Here is a 21,702-nt window from a genome sequence, read left to right as displayed (position 1 = left end):
CAGCGCGATGAAGAAGACGTGCACCTTGGTGCTCCTCGGACGAAGTGCCGCGCGTGAGCCGCGCGCAGGGCGAATCGCGATCAGTGTACGGCGCGGCACCCGCCCGGATCCGGTCAGGGTGCCGTACTTCACCCTGCTCGCCGCGGCGTCACCCGCAAGGCGCGGACCGGCGGGCCGTCCGCATTAGCGTGTCGCGCATGAAGCGATCTCTCGTACTGAAGGTGACGGCGGGCCTCGACTCGCCCGAGCGCTGCTCGCAGGCGTTCACGGTGGCCGCGGTCGCGCTCGCCGGCGGCGTCGACGTGTCGCTGTGGCTCACCGGCGAGTCGGCGTGGTTCGCGCTCCCGGGCCGCGCGGCCGAGTTCACCCTTCCGGAGGCCGCGCCGCTGACCGACCTCCTCGACGCGGTCCTGGCCGGCGGCAAGGTCACCCTGTGCACGCAGTGCGCGGCCCGGCGCGGCATCACCGGCGCCGACGTCATCGAAGGAGTGCGCATCGCGGGCGCGCAGGTCTTCGTCCAGGAGGCGATGGCGGACGACGCGCAGGCCCTCGTCTACTGACACCGGCCGCACACGTCCTATTCGTCGAACCACCGCTCCCCCGGATCGCGGCGATTGGCGATGATCGCCGCGACCGGCGGGATCACCATGGCCACCGCGCTCATGGCGACCGCGGCCGGAATGGACACAAAGCGGATGACGCCCCATGAGAGCACGAACAACGTCAGGCACGTGCCCATGAGCGCGAAGTAAATCCGCTTACGCCTACGCACAACTCCACGGTACGCCGCGGCATAAACAACCCCCTTGACGCCGACAACCGGGCGGCTGGTGAAATGTGTCGTCGCATTGTCGATCGGGGGGACAAGCCACCTTGGCGCGCATATCGAGACGGTCTCTGGCGGCCGTCTGCTCTACGGCGTTCGTCGCAACGCTGGTGACAGGAACCGCGGCTTCGGCCGATCCAACCCCGCCGCCCGGCACCGGAGGCGTCGTCGACACGCCGTCCACCGCGCCGGCGCGCGTGTCGGCGGCCGAGGGCGGCCCGGCAGGCACCACGCACGTGACCGCCGGCGCGGCGCCGGGCCTGCTGATCGGCGGCACGGACAGCGCCCCCGGCCGGGGGCCCGAAGGACTCGTCTACGACAACACCGGCCGCGTGCTCTACCGGGCCGGGGACACGACCGGAACAACTGTCGTCGCGTTCAAGGGCTCGCCGGTTCTCGCGGACCGCAGCCCGTACGGCGGCTGGCGGCTCACGAACACGCATGGTGAGCAGGTCGGTCGCGTACCTGCGCCGTACCTCAACACCGCCGACCACCTGTCCACCGACACCCAGGGCACCAAGGCGCTGATCACCGGCAGCGCTTGGGCGACCGTCGACCTCAGCGCGACCGGCGGAGCGAAGGACGCCAAGGTCCTCGCGGGCGTCGTCCGCGAAGTGGAGCTCAGCTCGGGCAAGACGTTGTTCGAATGGAACTCCCTGGGCAGCGAGACCGCGCGGGTGCCCGTCCAGGACAGCCTGACCCCCGCCGCGGCCGACTACCTCGGCGTCAACGCCGCCTCCTACGCACCCGACGGAACCATCCTCGTCTCGGGCGGCGGCACCGGATCCGTCTACAAGCTCGCCCAGGCCACCGGGACGTTCGACTGGATCCTGGGCGGCAAACGCGACCAGTTCGGCCTGGCGGGCACGTCCGCCGCGCCCGCGCACCCGATCGACGCGCGGATGGACGAGAACGGCGCGCTGAGCTTCCTCGACGCCGGCAACGGCGGTTCGGGGGCGCGTTCGGTCACGTACGCGGTCGACGGCAACGCGAAGAAGGCCCAGCGGACGTGGAACTGGGCACCCGCCACCCCGGTGACGGGACTGCTCACCGGCGGCAACCAGGTGCTGCCCAACGGGAACCGGCTGCTCACCTTCGGCGAGCAGGGCAAGGTCGTCGAGGTCGCCGCCGACGGCGACGTCGTCTTCGAGAACCAGGCGGCGGCCGGCGTGCACGTCAGCCGCACCGAACGGGTCACGTGGAAGACCGCACCGACCGAGGAGCCCTACCTGGGCTACGACGGCCTGGCGCGGCTCGACAGCAAGACCGCCACGATGCGGCTGCGGTGGAACGGCCAGACCGAACTGGTGTCGTGGCAGGTCCGGTCCGGGCAGGACAAGGACCACCTCGACAAGGTGTTCACCCTGCCCGCGGTCGACACCGCGGTGAATCTGGAGATCCCGCTCGCGCCGTCGGACGCCGCGTTCACCGTGACCGGACTCGACAAGGACGGCGCGTCGCTGCCGGTCGGTACGACACCTGTCACGTACCTCGACGTCCTCTCGGGCGGAGTCGCTCGGCTCGCGGACCCGGCGTCCATGGGCGTCGCCACGTCGTTCCCGTACCGCATAGGCGAGGGGTGGGTGCGCGACTACACACAGGGCCTCGCCTACACGACCGGCGGAACCGCCCCCACGGGCGAGGTGTCCGCGATCGCGGGCGCAGTGGCGACCGAGTACCGCAAGTACGGCGGCCCGGACGGTTTCCTCGGCCCTCCGGTCGCAACGATGCGCGTCCACCCCGACGGCGGAAGGTCGGTCAAGCTGCGCAACTTCGCGTACATCGCGTGGTCTCCGGCGACCGGGGCGCACCTCATCGCGAGCGTCATGTCCCAGTCGTGGGACACCTACTGGAACTCGCACATGGGCCTGCCAGGCGTGATCTCTGGAGATCCGACGACGTTCATCGGCTACCCGAAGGGTGAGCAGCAGAGCGACCCGTACGGGACCGGCTGCTACCAGGAGTTCACCAAGGCGACCATGTACGCCAAGGGCTGCAGCCTGGTCAACGGGAACAGGGCGTTCCCGGTCTTCGAACCCGTGCTGGGCAAGTGGAACAGCATGAAGGAGGAAGGCCGGCGTGTCCTCGGATACCCGAACTTCGCGCCGTACCAGGGGGGAATGGACTTCGAACGCGGCATCATCACGTACTCGGACGAGACCGGTGCACACGCCGTCTTCGGCGGCATCCTGGCGGTGGCCTGGAAGGGCGACAACGTATTCATCGGCGCCCCGACCACCGACGAACTCCCGGCGGGAGACGGCATAGGCCGAGTGCAGCACTTCCAGCACGCGTCCATCTACTGGTCTCCCTCGTCGGGTGCCGGAACCGTGCACGGCGGCATCCGCGACAAGTGGCTGGCGCTCGGCGGCGTCCGGAGCTTCCTGGGCTACCCGACGAGCGGCGAGGTGTACGTCGGCTTCGACCCCATCGCCACCTTCAACCAGTTCCAACGCGGCGTGGTCTTCTGGACGGCAGGCACCGGCGCGCACGAAGTGCACGGCGGCATCTGGGCGCTCTGGAGCCACACGCCGGCGGAACAGGCCTACTACGGCTACCCGACGACGGACGAAATGCCGACGCCCGACGGCCGCGGCGCGTACCAGCTCTTCGAGCGCAGCGGGATGTACTGGACGCCGCAGACCGGCGCCCACGAGGTGCACGGCGGCATCCGCGACGCGTGGGTCGCCGCCGGCGCCGAACGCGGGCGGCTGGGCTACCCGACGTCGAACGAGTACAGCCCGGCAGACGGGCTGCGCCGCAGCGACTTCGAGCACGGGTACATCGAATGGAGCGCGGCCACCGGGCAGACGAGGACCGTCGTCCGGTAAGCATTCCGCGATCCGGAATCGGAACCGAACGCCGAAGGCCCGGCCATTTGCCGGGCCTTCGGCACGCACGGCCATATGTCGACTCATCAGCCGTCCGGAATCCCTTTTCGCGGCCGGAAAGTGACTCTGCGTCGGGCGGTGACTCCGGTCGGAATTCCCGCTTGACGCGACCAACCGTCAGGCTGCTCAATGGGGCTGCCAACTACTGGGGGGAGTAGCGAACACCCGTGTCCAGTCCTGTGAGAAGGACCCTCGCCGGGGTCTGCTCGGCGGCCGTTCTGTCGTCCTGTGTCGTCGTAGGTATCTCCGGCACGGCTTCGGCAACACCCGCATATCCGGTACCCGCGACGTTCGCGGCGGCCGCGCCGAGCACCCCGGGCGCCCCGTTCACCGCACCGCAGACGATCACTCCGCCGCCGCCCGCCGGGAGCCCGCAGGCCGGGCTGATGGTCACGCCGGTCGCGACCAAGGTGTCCGGCGCTGTGGCCCCCGGCCTGCTCTTCGCCGGCAACGCGCGCAGCGACTTCGCCGCAACCACCGGCCAGATCTACGACAACATCGGCCGCACGCTGTACGGCCGCGGCGGCGGCGACGGCACGCGGGGCCCGGCGGTGATCACGTACCTCGGAAAACCCGCGATCGCCCTGCCCGGCGGCTCCGGTTGGACCGTCCACGACGCGGCCTGGAAGACGCTCCGGACGATCACGCTGACCGGCATCGTGCCCGGTGAGGGGTACATCCGCACCAACGGGGACGGCACCAAGGCCCTGCTGACGTTCCTGCGCACCGCCACCGCCGACCTGACGCCGTACGGCGGCGCCAAGGCCGGTTCGGTGGTGGAAGGCGTCGTCCGCGAGATCGACCTGTCCACCGGCGCCACCACCTTCGAGTGGTCGTCGCTGGCGGCGGGCCCCGGCCAGGTTCCGCTCGCGGACAGCCGGGTCGCCATCGCACAGGGCGTCAACTACACCGGCCTCAACGGCGCTTCGTACGACACCGACGGCAACGTCCTCGTGTCGGCCGCCGGAACCGGCTCCGTGTACAAGATCGACCGTGCCACCGGCGGCTTCACCTGGATCCTCGGCGGCAAGCGCAACCAGTTCGCGTTCACCGGCTCCGACGCCGAGCCCACCCGGCCGATCGACGTCACGCGCGACGGCTCCGGGCGTCTCGCGTTCCTGGACGACAGCGCGGCGAAGTCGGCGCGGTCGGTCGCCTACACGCTCGACGAGAACGCCAAGTCGGCCGCGCTCGACTGGCGGTGGGCACCGCAGGACGCCGTGTCGGACGTCAGGACCGGCGGCAACCAGGTACTCCCCAACGGGAACCGGCTCATCACGTTCGGCGCCAAGGGCGCCGTCGTCGAGGTCACCCCGAACGGCACCGTCGTCTTCGAGAGCCAGATCCCGGCGGGCACGGCGGTCACGCGGACGCAGCGTGCCGAGTGGACGTCGACCGGCAATTCAGAGGTCAACCTCTCCGCCCAGACGGTGTACACCGGCGGGAAGATCCCGCTGTACGCCTCCTGGAACGGCGCCACGGAACTGGTCTCGTGGCAGGTGTCGGTCGGTCCGGACAAGGACCACCTGACGCCGTCGTTCACGACCCCCGCGACCCGCCTGGAGACGCGGTTCGAGGCGCCGTTCGCGCCGAGTGACGTCGGCTACGCGGTGACCGCGCTCGACAAGGACGGCAAGCCGATCCCGGGCGGCACGTCGACGTTCCGCTTCGTCGACGAGATCATCAAGGCGGTCAGCCAGCTCCCCGACCCGTCGGTTATGGGCACCCCGTTGGGCCTGCCCACGTACACAGGCACGCTCTGGGTCCGTGACTTCAGCACCGGCGTCGGGGTCTACAACCCGCAGCGGGGCACCGTCAGCCTGGTCTACGGACCGCTCGCCGATGCCTACAAGGCCGCGGGTGGGCCGGCGGGCCCGTACGGAGCGCCGCTCGAGTCGATGAAGACCTACGCCGACGGGGGCTCCTCCGTCGTGCTGGGCGACTACTCCGTGCTGGTCTGGTCTGCGGCAACCGGCGCCCACCGCGTCGTCGGACCGATGGCGTACGCGTGGCGCGCGTACGCCTCGCCCGCGACGGAGATCGGCTATCCGACCGCGGAAGGGGGAACCGACCCGGCCGGGACGGGTTGCCTCCAGACGTTCACGCTCGCGCGCCTGTATGCGCCCACCTGCGACGCTGCCGTGGCATTCCCCGTGTCCGGCCCGATCGGCGCCAAGTGGGACACCCTGCGACAGTGGTTCGGGTACCCCGTGGACGGCCCGGAGAAGGTCAACGGCAACACCGTGCAGCGGTTCGCACGCGGCACGATCGTCCAGACCCAGGCGGGCGACGTCCGGTGGGTGTTCGGCGGCATCAACGACCAGTGGCAGCAGCAAGGCGGCCCGACCGGGTTCCTCGGCCTGCCGACGACCGACGAGCTGCCGGTCGGCGACGGAGTCGGCCGCGTCTCGCAGTTCGAGCACGGATCGGTCTACTGGTCGCCGAACAGCGGTGTCGGCGAGGTGCACGGGGAACTCCGCGACCGCTGGCTGCAACTGGGCGGCCCGACGAGCTTCCTCGGCTACCCGGTCGGCACGCAGCGGGTCATGGGCGGGAGCGCGGCGGGCGGACTCATCGCCTCGTTCCAGCGCGGCTCGCTCGTGTGGAACCAGGCGACCGGTATTCACGAAGTGCACGGCGGGATCTTCAGCCGCTGGGGCGGCACGACGGACCTCGGATTCTGGGTCGGCTTCCCGCTGACCGACGAGATGGCGGCGGGTGACGGCCGAGGCCGCTACCAGGTGTTCCAGAACGCCTCGATCTTCTGGACCCCGGAGAACGGCGCGTACATCATCCACGGCGGTATCAACGACAAGTGGGCCTCGCAGAACTGGAACTCCGGACCGCTCGGCTACCCGATCAGCGACGAGGAGAGGGCAGGGACCGGGAGGCTCCAGCGCTTCGAGCACGGCGTGATCGTCTGGGGCCCGTACACCGGTACGCACATCCTCCCGCCGGGCTTCGACTACACGGATCAATTGAACATGGGCATGCCGACCAGCGACGTGGCCGTCGCCGGAAACGGCGCGGAGTACGTGCTGTACGAGCGGGGCGCGGTGTACACGAACGTGTACGCGAGCCCCCGGTTCACCATCCCGGTATTCGGCGGCGTGTGGGCCAAGTACCAGTCCCTCGGCGCGCACAACAGCTGCCTCGGAACGCCGACGTCGCACGAGTACGACACGAGCCCGGCCGGCGCACGGGGCCAGCAGTTCACCACGGGCACGATCACCTGGTACCCGGACGGCTCCACCGTCGCCAAGTGCTTCAACGGCAAGACCTACTGACAGTGCACGACAGTTCGACCCGAAGGCCCGGCCGCCCGCCGGGCCTTCGGCAATCCGCGGGGAAGGAACACCCTTGAGCAACTCCATAAGACGGGCCCTGGCCGGGGCCTGCTCGACGGCCGTTCTGACGACGTGTGTCGTCGTCGGCGTGTCCGGCACGGCGACAGCGGCCTCGCCCGTGCCCCCCACGTTCTCGAACGGCAGGCCGCCCGCGGCCGCGTCGGGAACACCGGCGGTCCTGCCGCAGGCGATCACGCCGCCGCCGAGCCCCGGCTCCCCGTGGCAGTACGGATTCCCGCTGACGCCGATCGCGACACGCGTCACCGACGGCGTTGCACCCGGACTCCTGTTGGGGGGCAACAGCGCGTCCGGCAAGATCCCCGAAGCGTCGTTCATCTACGACAACAGCGGCCGCATCGTCTACAGCTCCGACCTGCGGAACCTCACGCGCATCACCTATCTCGGAAAGCCCGCGCTGGCGGTCCCGAGCTGGGACCGCTGGTCCGTCATCGACAGCGACGACAACGACCTCCGGGAGATCTACACCCCCGGCATCGTGCGGGAGCGGTCCGCGATCAGCACCAACGCCGACGGCACCAAAGCGCTGATCACGTTCCAGCGGCCCGCGACCGTCGACCTGACCACGTTCGGCGGGGCGAAGAACGGCAGCGTGCTCGAAAGCGTCGTGCGCGAGGTCGACCTCGCCACCGGCGCGACGACGTACGAGTGGGCGTCGCTCAAGGCCGGTCCCGGACAGGTGCCGCTCGGCGACAGCCTCGGCACCATCACGTCCGGCGTGGACTACGTCGGCCTCAACGCCGCGTCCTACGACAAGAACGGCGACATCCTCGCGTCCGCGTCCGGTACCGGCTCGGTCTACAAGCTCGACCGCGCGACCGGCGGCTTCACGTGGATCCTCGGCGGCAAGCGCAACGAGTTCACGTTCGCCGGCACCGACGCCGCGCCGACGCGCCCGATCGACGCGACCGTCGACGCGACCGGCCGGCTCTCCTTCCTCGACGACAGCGCCTCGAAGTCGGCGCGCTCGGTGGCCTACACGCTCGACGAGAGCGCCAAGACCGCCTCGCTCGACTGGCGTTGGACTCCCGACGACCCGGTCCAGGACGTCGGCACGGGCGGCAACCAGGTGCTCCCCAACGGAAACCGGCTCGTCACGTTCGGCGCCAAGGGCGCCGTCGCCGAGGTGACGCCCGGCGGCACCGTCGTGTTCGAGAGCCAGCTCCCCGCGGGCGTCCCGGCGGCACGCGCTCAGCGCGTCTCGTGGACGTCGACCAGCCCGTACTTCTTCGTCAACGCCTCCGCCACGGCGGACGGCAAGGTGCGCGGCGCGGCGATCTGGAACGGCGCGCCCGGCGTCGCCGCGTGGCGGATTTCCGCCGGCCCCGACAAGGACCACCTGACCCCGCTGGCGACGGTCCCGTCCGCCGGCGTCGGCACCCCGTTCGAGGCGCCCCTGCCTCCGACGGCCATGGGATGGGTGGTGACTGCGCTCGACGGCGCCGGCAACCCGCTCCCTCATGGATCGTCGCCGTTCTCGTACACCGACGTAGTCACCCAGTTCGTCGCCGCCCTTCCGGATCCGAGCGTGATGGGGACGCCGACCGGATTCATGACCCCGCTGAACGGCGGGCAGTTCCGCGACTTCACCAAGGGCTTCGGCTACTACAGCCCCGCGAACGGGGGCAGCGCGGCCGCCCTCGTCTATGGGCCGCTCGCCGACGAGTACCGGGCGCGGGGTGGAGCCACGGGTCCGCTCGGGGCGCCCCGCAGCACGATGACCGTGTACCCCGACGGCGGTTCCTCGGTGGTCGTCGCCGACGGATCAATGCTCATCCGCACGCCGGCGAACACGACGTACCTGCTCAAGCGCGGCTTCGCGTACGGATGGTTGACGTCGAAGAACCCGGTGGCCGAGTTCGGCTACCCGGTGGCCGAGCCGGTCGCCGACCCGTCCGGGACCGGCTGCACGCAGGACTTCGCGCTCACCCGGCTCTACGCGGCGACCTGTGACTCGCCCAACGCGTTCCCGATCTCCCCCGCGGTCTACGCCAAGTGGCAGCAGGTCAAGTCCGCGGTCGGCTACCCGACCAGTGCCGCGGGAACCGTCAACGGCGCGACCGTGCAGCAGTTCGAGCGCGGTGCGGTGACGGTGGCTCCGAACGGCGACGTGCACGTCGTCTTCGGCGGCATCTACCAGGAGTGGCAGGCCAACGGCGGCGCCTATGGCTTCCTCGGCCTCCCGACGACCGACGAGCTCAACGTCGGCGACGGCGTCGGCCGCGTCTCGCAGTTCGAGCGCGGCTCGATCTACTGGAGCCCCGGCAGTGGGGCTCACGAGGTCCACGGCGGCATCCGCACGAAGTGGCTCCAGCTCGGCGGCCCGACGGGCTTCCTCGGCTATCCCACGGACACCGAGCACGACCTCCAGGGCGTCCCCGGTTCCGCCCGGACGACCTCGTTCCAACGCGGGCTCGTCGTGTGGACCGCTGACACGGGCGCGCACGAGATGCACGGGGCGATCCTGGAGACCTGGCGGAACGGCATCTACGGCTACAACGGGGCGATCTGGCTCGGCTTCCCCATGACCGACGAGATCGTCACGGGGAGCGGCCGGGGCACCTACCAGCTCTACCAGCGCGGCGCGGTCTTCTGGAGCCCGAACACCGGGGCGAGCATCATTCGCGGCGCGATGGCCGACAAGTGGGCGTCGCAGAACTGGGATTCGGGCTGGCTCGGCTTCCCGCGCGGGCACGAGTGGCCGCTGAACGGCCATCCCGGGGTCCAGGTGCAGCATTTCGAGCACGGGGTCATCTACTGGAGTGCCGACCTCGGCGCGCGGATGGTGCCGGACAACGAGCTCAACCCGGCGATCTGGGCGGAGCCCAACCTGGGCCTGCCGATCGCCGACGTCCGGGTGACCGCCGACGGACAGGGCCAGGTCGTGGTGGCCGAGCGCGGCGCCATCTACATGTCGTACGCGCGGGGAATCCCGTTCCAGGTCTACGGCGGTGTCTGGGCCAAGTACCAGTCGATGGGCGCCGACCAGAGCTGCCTCGGCGTGCCGGCCGGGTGGGAATCGAACACCTACGACAAGGGCCTTCCGGCGGGCAGCCGGTATCAGACGTTCACGTGGGGCCGCATCGTCTGGAACTCGGCGACCGGGGTGGCCGAGGCCAAGTGCGGGAGCGCCAGAAACAACTGACCCCCTGTACCCGTCGTGAGGGGCGGCACCCGTTCGGGTGCCGCCCCTCACGGCGTTCTGCGCCCTCGGTCGGGTCAGTGGCTGATCCCCGACAGGTTCAGGCCGACCACGCCCGCCAGGATGAGGGCGATCGACACGAGCTTGAGGACCGACGAGGACTCGTCGTAGAGCCAGATGCCCATGAGTGCCGTGCCGGCCGCGCCGATGCCCGTCCACACGGCGTACGCGGGTCCGACGTCCAGCGTCTTGAGCGACAGCGTGAGCAGGCCGAAGCTGCTGATCGCGCAGGCCGCGAAGCCGATGGTGGGCCACAGCCGGGAGAAGCCGTGGCTGGCCTTGAGCAGCAGCGCGAAGCCGGTCTCGAGGATGCCGGCGATGATGACGAGCACCCAGGCCATCAACCGATCCGTTCTGCCGACAATGTGTTGGTCACAACGGCGATCTTGCCCGACCGGCGCGCCGACTACACGGCTTCCGCGCCGGGGGACGGCGAAGGGCGGCGCCCCTCGCCCTTTCGGGGGAGGAACGCCGCCCTTCGCGTCAGCGCGGCCGTCGCGGGGCCGGGCACCGTGGGTGTACGTCCGGAGGAGACCCGGTGGCCCGCGGCGGTCGCGCCGTCAAGTGACCCGAGGAACGCCCGAGGGTCAGACCGCGATCTCGACCTCGGCCACGCCGCCCTTTTCGGCGACGATGGCGCGGTCGACGGTCGCACCGGGGACCAGGGCCCGCACGGTCCAGGTGCCCGGGGCGGCGAAGAACCGGAACTGGCCGGTCGCCGAGGTGGGGACCTCCGCCGTGAAGTCGCCGCCCGCGTCCAGGAGACGGACGTAGCCGCTGATCGGCTGCCCGCCCTTGGTCACGGAACCCTGGATGATCGTCTCGTTCGCCACGTCAACTCCTGCCAGATCCGGCCCGCCGGCCTTCGCGCCGCACATGTTCTTGCTCCCTTACCTGAATGCCGCGCTTGTGCTTACTTGCCGGAGCCGAGCTCGATCGGAACGCCGACCAGCGCGCCGTACTCGGTCCACGAACCGTCGTAGTTGCGCACGTTCGCCTGGTCCAGCAGCTCGTGCAGGACGAACCAGGTGTGCGCCGAACGCTCGCCGATACGGCAGTACGCGATGGTGTCCTTGGACAGGTCCACGCCCTCGCCCTCGTACAGCGCCTTCAGCTCCTCGTCGGACTTGAAGGTGCCGTCGTCGTTGGCGGCCTTCGACCACGGGATGTTCTTCGCGGTCGGGACGTGGCCGGCCTTCTGCGACTGCTCCTGCGGCAGGTGCGCGGGGGCGAGCAGCTTGCCGGAGAACTCGTCGGGCGAACGCACGTCGACGAGGTTCGTGGTGCCGATCGCGGCGAGGACGTCGTCGCGCCAGGCGCGGATCGAGGTGTCCTGGGCCTGCGCGACGTAGGTGGTGGCGGCGCGCTCGGGCACCTCCACGACCAGCTCGCGGGAGTCGAGCTCCCACTTCTTGCGGCCGCCGTCGAGCAGCTTGACGTCGCCGTGGCCGTACAGCTTGAAGTACCAGTACGCGTACGACGCGAACCAGTTGTTGTTGCCGCCGTACAGGACGACGGTGTCGTCGTTGGAGATGCCCTTGGCGGACAGCAGCGCGCCGAACGCCTCCTGGTCCACGAAGTCGCGCTTGACCGGGTCCTGCAGGTCCTTGCGCCAGTCGATGCGGACCGCGCCGCGGATGTGGTTCTTCTCGTACGCGGCGGTGTCCTCGTCGACCTCGACCAGGACGACCTTCGGGTTGTCGAGGTTGGCCTCGACCCAGGCGGCGTCTACGAGGACGTCGGAGCGGCTCATTGTTTACCTCCGGTGTGTGGGCAGCCGCACGGAGGCGGCAGGCCCATGGGGCTCTGCACGGATGGAAGAGAAGTCGGGGGGAAGCGCTTCGCGACGCGCTGCGCCGGCCGGGGCGCGCCGGTCCGGCGGGGCCGGTGGCTGGCGCGGGCGTGCGGCGGGCGGGGTCCGGGTCGGGTGGTGGGGCCGTGCGCCGCGGCGTCCCGCTTAGGCTCGCGGTGGGAACCGCGGCGTGCGGGGCGCTCGGGGGCTGGCCGCCGAGGTCATGCGGAAAGGGCCGCCGACCTGTGCGCCCGGATGCGCGTCAGCGCGGGCAACACAGGCAGGTCGCGGTGCGGCACAGGTCCACTGCGCGCCGCTTGGTGAGGTCTGCCTGTCGCTTCACGTTCACGATCGTAGGGACGTATGACCGGCAATGTCATGCCCGTGTCATATTTCGAGACGCAAATGCCCGCATGTTGAGATGCGATGCAGGCTCACGGGGATTTCGTTGCGGTTTGCCCGATATCTCCACGCAGCAGCGTAGTGCCTTGACCCACGACGGTCACCATGAAGCGGACGATCTCCCCGGACCGGATGCTCGTCGCGCCGGGGACCAGCACGTCCGACGAACCTTCGTAGCCCTCGTCGGGCACCACCCACGAGGACGCCGTCTCCTGGCGGCCCTTGGTGCCGTACACGTCGAGCTGGCAGCGCGTGCCCGGGGCGACCCCCGAGAGCTTCATCTGGATCGTCGTCCCCCACTCGACCTCGCGGTACTCGACCGTCGCGACGGCGGCCGAGCGCGGGTCGGTCAGCTTCACCGTGCGGGCGCCGGGCGCCGGCGGAACCTGCGGGGCCGCGCCGGTGGACGCGGACGCGCTCACCGACGGGGAGGCGGGCGGCAGGGCGGTCGTCTTGCCGCCGTCGTCGCCGCCGAACACCCAGCCGAGCGAAGCCACCGCGATCGCGGCGGCGGCCGCCGCGGCGAGCAGCACCGTGCGGCGCCGCCGCTCCCGGCGCACCCGCACCGCGGCGGCCTCGAACAGCCGCTCGGGCGGCGGAGCCGCGACCATCCCGCTCGCCTCCGCCTCGGCGGGCGTCAGGCGGGCCAGGAAGACCGGCAGCACGGCGAGTTCCTCGTACTCCGCACGGCAGTCGGGGCACACCGCGACGTGCGAGCGCACCCAGTGCGTCTCGGTCTCGTCGAGCGAGCCGAGCACATACGCGCCGAGGTCCAGGCGCAGCGCGCCGCAGACCTGCTTGGCCGGATCGAGGTCCTCGGAGGCCGGGGAATCCGGCGTGAGTGACGCGATCCGCACAGGGCCGGCGGGAGGTGCCGGGTCGGCGGACGGCGCGGAGCGCGGGTCGGGCGGGGAAGCGGAAGGCTGCGTGGACACGGTCTCGGAGAGGGGGGCTGGCGGCGCGACGGCCGGTACGGGGGGCGGAGCGGGTGCGGTGACCGGGAATGCGGCCTCAGGCTCGGGCTCGGACGTCGGCGGTACGGCGTCGCCGGATCCGTGCCCGGGCGGTGCGGGTGAGCGCGTGGCGGGCGCCGGGACCCCGAGGGGCGGGACGTCCGGCGTCGCGGCGTCGGGCACCTCGTCCGCCGCCGCAGTGCCGGGCGGCGGGGCGAGCGGCCGGGCCGGCACGAACGCCGGGGTTGTCGGCAGCGGCGCGGGCGCCGTCCGCGGCGGACCCGACGGGTACGGCGGCACGGGCGCGAACGCGGGCGGCTCGGCCGCGCGGTCGCCGCGGGCAGGCCCGGGCTCGCGCGGTACGGCGGTGGTCTCGTCCGCCGTCGCGTCGGCGCCCGGCGGCCCGTCGGGCACCGAGGACGCGCCAGGCCCGTCGACACCGGGCCCGTCGACACCGGTCACGGCACCAACCCCCGTTCCTCCAGGGCGACACGCAGCGCGCGCAGCGCGTAGTACGTCCGCGATTTAACGGTGCCCTCGGGCACCCCGAGCACTTTGGCGGCCTCGGCGACCGAGTGGCCGCGGTAGTACGTCTCGAGCAGCACCGCGCGGTGCTCGGGGCTCAGCGTGCCGAGGGCCTCGGCCACCTCCCACGACAGCAGCGCGCGGTCGAACTCGTCCTCGGCGCGCTCGTCGGCCACCCCGATCAGCGGCGCGTCCCCGGTCTCTGGAGGGCGCGCGCGTCGGGCCCGGCCGCCGTCGATCACCAGGTTCCGCGCGACCGTGCACAGCCACCCGCGCACCGGCCCGCGCGACGGGTCCAGCGCCTCCGGGTGCCGCCACGCACGCAGCAGCGTCTCCTGGACGACGTCCTCGGCCCACGAGCGGTCGCCGGCCGTCAGGCGCAGCGTGTAGCCCAGCAACGGGCCCGCGTGCTCCAGATACAGCGCACGGATCACCGCTTCGTCCGCCGTGGGCAGCCCTCTTGAAGCGGCCTCGGCCCGCAGCGGCACGGCCGCTTCCCCGCGCGGCTCAGCCGGTAACGGCACCACGGCACCTGCCCTCCGCCCTGACGGCGGTGTGGCGTCCCCCAGCCGAGGTGACCCAACCATAGGCAACACCCCCGCGACGCCCGTTTCCCCGGTCACATCCCCAGCACGAACGCGCGGCTGCTCCGGTTCATCCCGCCCCCCGGATCCGAACCGGCGGCGTCTCCACCCCATGACGGAATCCTCCCGCGATCTTCCGCCTGCCACCAGAGGAATCGCCGCGACGGGCGGGCGAGTTGACGGGAATTCCGCACCCGCCACGCCAACCGGTCCGATTTTCGGACGACCGAGCGGGCGAGGTGGGCGGCGGAAGCGCCGGACGCGGCACACGATGAGGCGACGGCCACCTACGGAACGGCCGTTGCCAGGCGACTCCGTTGGGCGACCGGCCAAGCCGACGCCGCCAGCAGGTCCGAACGGTCGTACAGCGGCGTCGACTCCGCCCATGGGGACCACCCTGACGCTCCAGCGGCATGCGCCTGCGGCGTCAACCGCGTGCCGACGTCAGGGTGCAGCAAGCGCCTGGCGGTCCCGCGTTCGAGTACGCCGGGGAGGCGATCCGCGCCTCGCCACCGGTGCCCGACCGCCGCGACGGGTCGTCATGTCGCGGTGTGGCCGCACGTTGCCGGCAAGCGGGACGGCCTCGCTGTTCAGCCCGTCGGTCGAGGCTCGGGGCCGTCGCCGCCGCCCGCGCCGCTCCAGCATGACGCCGCGGGCAGCGTGCGCCCACGGCCTCAACGGCACACCGGGGTCAGGGTGCAAGCGCCGGGCGGTCCGGCGCCGGGCAGTCGCAGGGCGGCGCGGCCGCACGCTGGGGGCACGCGGGACGGGCGCCCTGTTCAGCCCGTTGCCGCGCCTCACAGCCGTTCGCCTCGCAGCCGTTGCCCGACCGCGCGGCGCCGGATCGTCACAGCGCGGCGGGGCCGCACGGTGCGGGCGTGCGGCCACGGCCTCGCTGTTCAGGCCGTCGGGCGGGGCTCGGGGCCGTTGCCTCGTTGGGGGTTCAGCCGATGGCCACCCGGCCCAGGAGGTAGACCGCCGGGGCGGCCAGGGCCACGGGGAGGGCTACGCCTGCCGTCATGTGGACGAACTTCGACGGGTGGTCGTAGCCCGCCGTGCGGCGACCCATGAGGGCCAGGAGGCCGGCGGCGGTGCCCAGGGCGAGGCCTGGGGTGCCCAGGCCGAAGGCGCCGCCGGCCGCGAAGCCGACGGCCGCCGCGGCGGCCAGGCCTCCGGTTTCGCCGATCACGCCCGGGAGCGGGAGGGCCGCGACGAGCACGGCGAGCGCCGCCGCGGCGACGCCTACGACCACCACCGCGCCGTCGCGGACGTCCGGGCCCTCGACGCGTGCCGCCAGCACGTACAGCACGTCGAGCACGGTCAGCAGGGCCGCCGTCGCGGTCACGGTCAGCGCGGACATCAGCTCCGGGCGTCCGTCGCGGCGCGCCAGTTGCTGCAGCAGCGCGACGCCCAGCACGACGGCCATGACGCCCGGAAGCGTCCGCAGCGCGTCGTCGCCCGCGTTCAGCACCACCGCGTCGGCCGCGAGGCCCGCCAGCGCCGCGAGCGCGATGCCCTGCCGGGCCGGCCACATGCCGTGCAGCCGGAACCACCCGGCCGCGGTCAGCACCTGGAGGACCGCGACGCCGACCGCCGCACCGGCGCCGCCGACCAGCGCGCCCGCGGCGACCACGGCCGCGACGCCGCCGGTGAGCAGCGCCGGGACCAGCCCGGGCGGGTGCCAGATCGGCACACGGCGCGCGGCACGTTCGGCCGCGGTCCCGGCCGGTTCCGCGCGGCGCGGTTCGGGGACGGTCGGGAGTTGGTCGTGCCCGTCGTGCCCGTCGTGCCCCGCGTCCCCTTCGTGCCCCTCGTACCGGTCGAACCGGTCGTACTCGTCGTCGAGGCCGGCAAAGCCGTCGGGCCCCGCGGGCTGCGCGGTGTCGACGTCCGCGTAGTCGGTGTAGTCCGCCGCGTAGGCCGTGGCGCCGCCCTCGTCGTAGGCGGGCTCGTACGTCGGCCCCGGCGGGTATCCGCCCGGGCCCGGCGCGGGCTCGCCGTACCCGCCCGCGTATCCCTCGGCCGGGTGGCCCGACGGCGCGGGCGGGGCGTACTCCGGCGCGTACGCCTGCGGCTGCTCCGGACCGGCGTACGCCTGGGGGTACCCGTCGCCGGGCGCGCCTCCGTACGCGTCGGAGTAGCCCGCGGCGTACCCGTCGGGGGCCGCGCCCCCGCCGTACTGCCCCTCCTGCGGGTAGCCCCCGTAGTCGGGCCCGTACCCCGGCTGCCCGTACTGCTGCTGCTCCGGCACGCCCCAGTCCCCGTACCCCGGTGCGTCGGGCCGAGGCCCGTGCGCGCCGCCGCTCATCCGCCGGCGAAAGGCGGCAGGACCTCGACGGTGCCGCCCTCGGTCAGCTCCACCGTCGCGTGGTCGCGCTTGCCCACCGGGTCGCCGTCCACGATGAACGAGGCGTTCCCGACCACGGGCGTGAACCGCGGGGACGTGGCGTGCCGTTCCCTCGCCGCGCGCAGCGCCTCGGCCAGGGTCGGCGCGTCGTACGGCTCTTCGCCGGTACCCGCCGCCTCCTTGGCCGCGGCCCAGTACCGCATCGTGCCGACCGCCATCACGCCCACTTCCGTTCGCTGCTCGTCGCGCCCCTCGGTCGCGCGACTCCAGAGTGCCCCATCATCGCGCCCGCGCACGCCGGATCCGAACCCCGTAACAGCGCAAAGGCCCCAGGGGTCACGTACGACGCTTCGAAGCCCGTTCCGCCCACTCCCCGATCCGCTTGACCAGCTCGGGGCCGACGGCGTTCTCCGCATGCCCGAGGCCGGGCTCGATCCACAGCTCCTTGGGCTCGCGGGCGGCCGCGTACAGCTGCTCGGGGTGGTCGACGGGGAAGTACGCGTCGCGGTCGCCGTGGACGATGAGCAGCGGCGTCGGCGCGATCCGCCCGACCACGTCCTTCGGCGCCTCCGGGACCGGGTTCCACCGGCGCCCGGAGACCCGGGTCCTGAGCACGGCGCGGGTCACGAGGCGGCCGATCGGGTGGTCGATGGCGAAGTGGATCCGGCGCATGGGCGGCGTGCCCCGGTAGTACCAGCGCGCGGGAGCGCTCACCGCGACGACCGCGTCGACCGGCGCGTGGTCCTCGCGCAGGGCCGCGTGCCGCACCACGACCGAGCCGCCCATCGAGAAGCCCACCGTGACGATCCGCCGGTAGCCCAGCTCGCGGGCCCAGCGCACCGCCGCGTCCAGGTCGAGGACCTCGCGGTCGCCGACGGTGCTGCTGCCGCCCGACGCGCCGTGGCCGCGGAAGTCGAACGCCACCACGCCGCCGTACGCGCGCAGCTCGGAAACGACCGCCCCGACCCGCGGCAGACGCCACGATCCGGTGAACCCGTGCGCGACCACGAACGCCAGATCACGCCCGCCTTCCCCGGTACCGTCCGCATGGTGGACGGCGCTGAGCGTTACTCCATCCGCGCTGAGCAGCGCATGGTGATCAAACAGGTCGGTTTGCGTGGTGGCGGCCGTCCGCGATGCGGGACGATCGACAGCACCATCGGAAAGCCACGGCATGTCGGCTATCCTGACTGGCGAGTCCACTGGGGTGGAAACGGTCGTGTTAAATCACGCGGCCGGGCTGGAAGGTGCCGACCTGATGTCTCCGGACCAGTTCACACCACCCCGACGGGCTCGACATGAGGATCCGGGCGACGACGCCCCGGGTCCTTTCGTGTTTTCGTGGAGGTGAAGATGCGGCGCAGGCCCGGACCCACAACGTCCTTGGCGCGCCCGCACACCCGCCACCGAACAGGTGCGGCGCCGCGTGTCCGCACCGGGCGAGGGGAGCCCAGTTGAGTGCCCTGCTGCTGCTCACGAACGCGCTCCAGCCGTCGGCCGAGGTGCTGCCCGCGCTCGGCCTGCTGCTGCACCAGGTCCGGGTCGCGCCCGCGGAGGCGTCCGCGCTGGTCGACGCACCACCGGCCGACGTGATCCTGGTCGACGGCCGCCGCGACCTCCCACAGGTCCGCAGCCTGTGCCGGGTGCTGCGCACCACCGGGGTCGGGTGCCCGCTCATCCTGGTGACCACCGAGGGCGGCCTGGCCGCGCTCACCGCGGACTGGGGCGTCGACGACGTGCTGCTGGACACCGCGGGGCCCGCCGAGGTCGAGGCGCGGCTGCGCCTGGCGATCGGCAGGCTGCAGGCCGCGCAGGGCGCCGAGGACGAGCCGACCGAGATCCGCAACGGCGACCTCACGATCGACGAGGCCACCTACAGCGCGAAGCTGCGCGGCCGTGTGCTCGACCTCACGTTCAAGGAGTTCGAGCTCCTCAAGTACCTCGCGCAGCACCCGGGCCGGGTCTTCACCCGCGCGCAGCTGCTGCAGGAGGTGTGGGGTTACGACTACTTCGGCGGCACCCGTACGGTGGACGTCCACGTCCGGCGGCTGCGTGCGAAGCTCGGCCCCGAGCACGAGTCGCTGATCGGCACCGTCCGCAACGTCGGCTACCGGTTCGTGGTTCCGGACCGCGGCAGCGACCCGGAGGCGCGCGGAACCACCGTTTCGGTGGCGGAAGCGGTGTCGGAGCAGGCATCCTGAGCCGTTCCGGGCGATTTTCGGCCTGGGAGCGGCTTTCAGGAAACTCCCAGGAACAGATTCGGTCACGCATTTCCACACGAGCGGGGACACAGCGGATATGAGCGGAGGGCGCCGTCCCTACAATGGTGGGGTGCCCAAGGTGACCCGCGACGACGTTGCCCGCCTCGCGGGGACGTCGACCGCGGTGGTCAGCTATGTGGTGAACAACGGACCGCGGCCTGTCGCCCCTGCGACGCGTGAGCGCGTCCTCGCCGCGATAGAACAACTCGGCTACCGCCCCGACAGCGTCGCGCAGGCGATGGCCAGCCGCCGCACCAACCTCATCGGTCTGGTGCTGCCCGACGCACGGCAGCCGTTCTTCGCGGAGCTCGCGCACACCGTCGAGAAGGCCGCGTTCGACAAGGGCCGGCTGGTCCTGATCGGCAACTCCGACTACGAGGACGACCGCGAACTGCACTACGTGCGGGCCTTCCTCGGCATGCAGGTCTCCGGGCTGGTGCTGGTCAGCCAGGGCCCGTCCGAGCGCGCCGCCGCCGAGATCGCGACGCGCGACGTCCGCGTCGTCCTGATGCACCGTCAGCCCAACGCGCTCAGCGGCGACGCCGTCGTGCTCGACGACGTCCAGGGCGCGTACCTCGCGACCCGGCACCTGGTCGAGGCGCACGGGCTCACGCGCGTGCACTGCCTCGGCGGCCCGCCGTCCACGCCCGACCTCGGCGACCCGGTCACCGACCACGTCACCGGCTGGCGGCGCGCGATGGACGAGTCCGGGCTGCCGACCCACGGGCTGCTGCGCGGCGCCCCGTTCAACCGCTTCGGCGCCTACGGCGTCGCCCGCGAGCTGCTCGCCGAACCCGACCGGCCCACCGCGCTGTTCTGTTCGACGGACGACCAGGCGATAGGCGTCCTGCGCGCGGCCCGCGAGCTCGGCCTTCGGGTGCCGGAGGACCTCGTCGTCGTCGGCTTCGACGACATCGCCGAGGCCGCGTTCGCGGACGTCCCGCTCACCACCGTGGCGGCCGACCGCGCGGCGATGGCCGAGGCCGCGGTCGAACTCGCCCTGGAACGCGAGCCGGCGGCCCCCGGCGAGGTCCGGGTCCGCAGCTTCCCGGCCCGCCTGGTGGTGCGCCGCAGCTGTGGCTGCTGACCCGAAACCCGGCCCCAAAAATCTGGTTTCGCCCGGCAGTTCCGATTCGGCCCGCATCTCTCGCACCGCAGCGCGCCACGATTGCTAGTGTCCGTCCCTGATTCCGTTTAACAGGGTTCACGGGGAGGGCAACACCGATGGCGAACCCGTCGTACTATCCGCCGGGCGCGATGACCGGCCATGCGCCGCAAGGGTCGCCAGAACCGCCGCGCAACGCCCGGGGCGAGACGCCGATCGAGACCGAGCGGCGCTGGCTGGGCAACATCACGGCCGCCGTGCTTCCGATCTTCCTGGCCGGCAAGCTGCTCAAGCCGAAGTACCGCAACGGACGGCCGGATCCGCTGATGGAGCGGTTCGCGCGTATCCGCGCGTGGCTCGGTCTGTCGATCGTCATCACGGTGTTCGTGTACGCGATCTTCAAGAAGAACAAGGCGGCGAAGTCGTCGGGGATGCCCGCCGTGACCCCCACCGGTGCGAGCGGGTCGATCCCGAGCCTGCCGGGCGCGAACGCCTTCGCCACGTCGGCGCCGACCGGACTCCCGACCGGCATGCCGACGTTTCCGACCAACTTCCCCACGAAGTTCCCGACGGGCGGTGCGGGGCTGCCGACGAACTTCACCATGCCGGCCGTCCCGGGCTCGGGCGCGGGGGCGGCCACTCCGGGGACGGGCAGCGGGGCGACGAGCGGTGTCGCGTCCACCAACACCGAGGGCGAGATCCGCGACGCGGTGAACCAGCTCGCGTCCGCGATCGTCCACCGCATCGTCCTGGCGCCGATCGCGTGCGCGATCGGCATAGTCGTGATCGGTGCGGTGCTGGTGATGCTGGCGCACCCGCACGCGCGGCAGAACACGCTGCGCCAGCTCGGCCACCCGATCCGGGTGCTGCTGCTGTTCATCACGATCCCGGCCGCGTCGTTCGGCCTCTGGTACGGCTTGCACCGGGCCGCCGGGCTGCGGGGCAAGGCGTATCCGCTCAACACCGACGGCACCCAGCTGCAGCTGATCCTCTCGTGGGCGGCCGCGGCGGTCGCGTTGTGGGGCGTCCTGTTCTCCATCGGCGCGCTGTGGCAGATCACCAAGAACCTGTTCGCGGCGATCGACGGCCACCCGCTGCTGCCCGCGCTGCTGGCGATGTGGCTGGCGTGGACGCTGACGATCAACGACCTTTCGCTCAACCTCGGCGGCGACATCGCGCAGATCAGCGGCGGCGAGGAGACGGTGCCGGACAACCTGAAGACCGCGGTGGCGGTCCTCGGCTCGGTCGTCATCACGGCACTGTCGTTGTGGGAGATCTCGCGGCTGTACAAGTGGAACGGCATCAACCACCGCAGCGGCCCGCACGGGCACTTCCACGGGCACCAGCCGAACTGACGCGCCGAGGGTGCACAACACGAAGGAGGGGCGGGGGGGGGGGGGCGGGGGGGGGGCCCCCCCCCCCGGGGGCGGGGCCCCCCCCGCCCCCCGC

General features: G+C 72.0%; 17 protein-coding genes. 7 read left to right on the top strand and 10 right to left on the bottom strand.

Features of this window, described 5'->3' with window-relative positions:
- Positions 1-197 precede the first annotated feature (197 nt).
- Positions 198-560, top strand: a complete 363-nt coding sequence (locus tag QI554_RS37060) for a DsrE family protein (RefSeq protein ID WP_281476783.1) — start codon at positions 198-200, stop codon at positions 558-560.
- Between the two features lie 17 nt (positions 561-577).
- Here QI554_RS37060 and QI554_RS37055 read toward each other — a convergent pair whose 3' ends face one another.
- The gene (locus tag QI554_RS37055; protein ID WP_281476781.1) at positions 578-772 is read right to left on the bottom strand and encodes a DUF3099 domain-containing protein; all 195 of its coding nucleotides are present in this window, start codon (positions 770-772) and stop codon (positions 578-580) included.
- A 164-nt stretch (positions 773-936) separates the two neighbouring features.
- Between QI554_RS37055 and QI554_RS37050 the strand changes: the two genes are divergently transcribed.
- The 3 genes from QI554_RS37050 (at position 937) to QI554_RS37040 (ending at position 10,227) form a co-directional block, all read left to right on the top strand.
- Entirely contained in the window at positions 937-3,657 is a 2,721-nt protein-coding gene (locus QI554_RS37050) for an arylsulfotransferase family protein (RefSeq protein WP_281476779.1), read from the top strand.
- A gap of 227 nt (positions 3,658-3,884) precedes the next feature.
- The gene (locus QI554_RS37045) at positions 3,885-7,004 is read left to right on the top strand and encodes an arylsulfotransferase family protein (protein ID WP_281476777.1); all 3,120 of its coding nucleotides are present in this window, start codon (positions 3,885-3,887) and stop codon (positions 7,002-7,004) included.
- A 73-nt stretch (positions 7,005-7,077) separates the two neighbouring features.
- A complete protein-coding gene (locus tag QI554_RS37040) occupies positions 7,078-10,227 on the top strand; it encodes an arylsulfotransferase family protein (protein WP_281476775.1) in 3,150 nt (1,049 codons plus the stop codon).
- 74 nt (positions 10,228-10,301) lie between these two features.
- Here QI554_RS37040 and QI554_RS37035 read toward each other — a convergent pair whose 3' ends face one another.
- The 9 genes from QI554_RS37035 to QI554_RS37000 all read right to left on the bottom strand — a co-directional run bounded on the left by QI554_RS37035 (position 10,302) and on the right by QI554_RS37000 (position 18,063).
- Positions 10,302-10,625: a DMT family transporter gene (locus QI554_RS37035; protein WP_281476752.1), complete on the bottom strand. Its 324-nt coding sequence runs from the start codon at positions 10,623-10,625 to the stop codon at positions 10,302-10,304.
- Positions 10,626-10,871: 246 nt separating this feature from the next.
- Positions 10,872-11,162 carry a DUF1416 domain-containing protein gene (locus QI554_RS37030; RefSeq protein WP_235050992.1) on the bottom strand — a complete coding sequence of 97 codons (291 nt, stop codon included), beginning with the start codon at positions 11,160-11,162 and terminating at the stop codon, positions 10,872-10,874.
- A 35-nt stretch (positions 11,163-11,197) separates the two neighbouring features.
- Complete coding sequence (locus QI554_RS37025) at positions 11,198-12,037, bottom strand: sulfurtransferase (RefSeq protein WP_281476748.1); 840 nt, start codon at positions 12,035-12,037, stop codon at positions 11,198-11,200.
- Between the two features lie 301 nt (positions 12,038-12,338).
- Positions 12,339-12,419 carry an Ms5788A family Cys-rich leader peptide gene (locus QI554_RS43650; protein WP_423529021.1) on the bottom strand — a complete coding sequence of 27 codons (81 nt, stop codon included), beginning with the start codon at positions 12,417-12,419 and terminating at the stop codon, positions 12,339-12,341.
- 91 nt (positions 12,420-12,510) lie between these two features.
- Positions 12,511-13,893, bottom strand: coding sequence for a zf-HC2 domain-containing protein (locus tag QI554_RS37020; RefSeq protein ID WP_281476745.1), 1,383 nt, complete (start codon positions 13,891-13,893; stop codon positions 12,511-12,513).
- Positions 13,890-14,444 carry a sigma-70 family RNA polymerase sigma factor gene (locus tag QI554_RS37015; RefSeq protein ID WP_281476744.1) on the bottom strand — a complete coding sequence of 185 codons (555 nt, stop codon included), beginning with the start codon at positions 14,442-14,444 and terminating at the stop codon, positions 13,890-13,892. Before QI554_RS37015 ends, QI554_RS37020 begins: the two co-directional genes overlap by 4 nt.
- Before the next feature lie 1,039 nt (positions 14,445-15,483).
- Positions 15,484-16,791, bottom strand: a complete 1,308-nt coding sequence (locus QI554_RS37010; RefSeq protein ID WP_281476742.1) for a hypothetical protein — start codon at positions 16,789-16,791, stop codon at positions 15,484-15,486.
- A 53-nt stretch (positions 16,792-16,844) separates the two neighbouring features.
- Entirely contained in the window at positions 16,845-17,105 is a 261-nt protein-coding gene (locus QI554_RS37005) for a MoaD/ThiS family protein (RefSeq protein ID WP_281476739.1), read from the bottom strand.
- A gap of 118 nt (positions 17,106-17,223) precedes the next feature.
- Entirely contained in the window at positions 17,224-18,063 is an 840-nt protein-coding gene (locus QI554_RS37000; protein WP_281476738.1) for an alpha/beta hydrolase, read from the bottom strand.
- 278 nt (positions 18,064-18,341) lie between these two features.
- Here QI554_RS37000 and QI554_RS36995 point away from each other — a divergent pair, with 278 nt between their 5' ends.
- The 3 genes from QI554_RS36995 (at position 18,342) to QI554_RS36985 (ending at position 21,608) form a co-directional block, all read left to right on the top strand.
- On the top strand, positions 18,342-19,088 hold the full coding sequence (locus QI554_RS36995; RefSeq protein WP_281476736.1) for a response regulator transcription factor: 747 nt from the start codon (positions 18,342-18,344) through the stop codon (positions 19,086-19,088).
- Positions 19,089-19,218: 130 nt separating this feature from the next.
- Entirely contained in the window at positions 19,219-20,235 is a 1,017-nt protein-coding gene (locus QI554_RS36990; RefSeq protein WP_281476733.1) for a LacI family DNA-binding transcriptional regulator, read from the top strand.
- A 137-nt stretch (positions 20,236-20,372) separates the two neighbouring features.
- A complete protein-coding gene (locus tag QI554_RS36985) occupies positions 20,373-21,608 on the top strand; it encodes a hypothetical protein (RefSeq protein WP_281476731.1) in 1,236 nt (411 codons plus the stop codon).
- Positions 21,609-21,702: the final 94 nt, after the last annotated feature.

Origin of the sequence: Yinghuangia seranimata (assembly GCF_029953285.1) — a bacterium.
In the GTDB taxonomy this organism is placed as follows: Bacteria; Actinomycetota; Actinomycetes; order Streptomycetales; family Streptomycetaceae; genus Yinghuangia; species Yinghuangia seranimata.
Note: the sequence above shows the minus strand (reverse complement) of the source record. Positions and strands in the feature narration are given on the sequence as shown.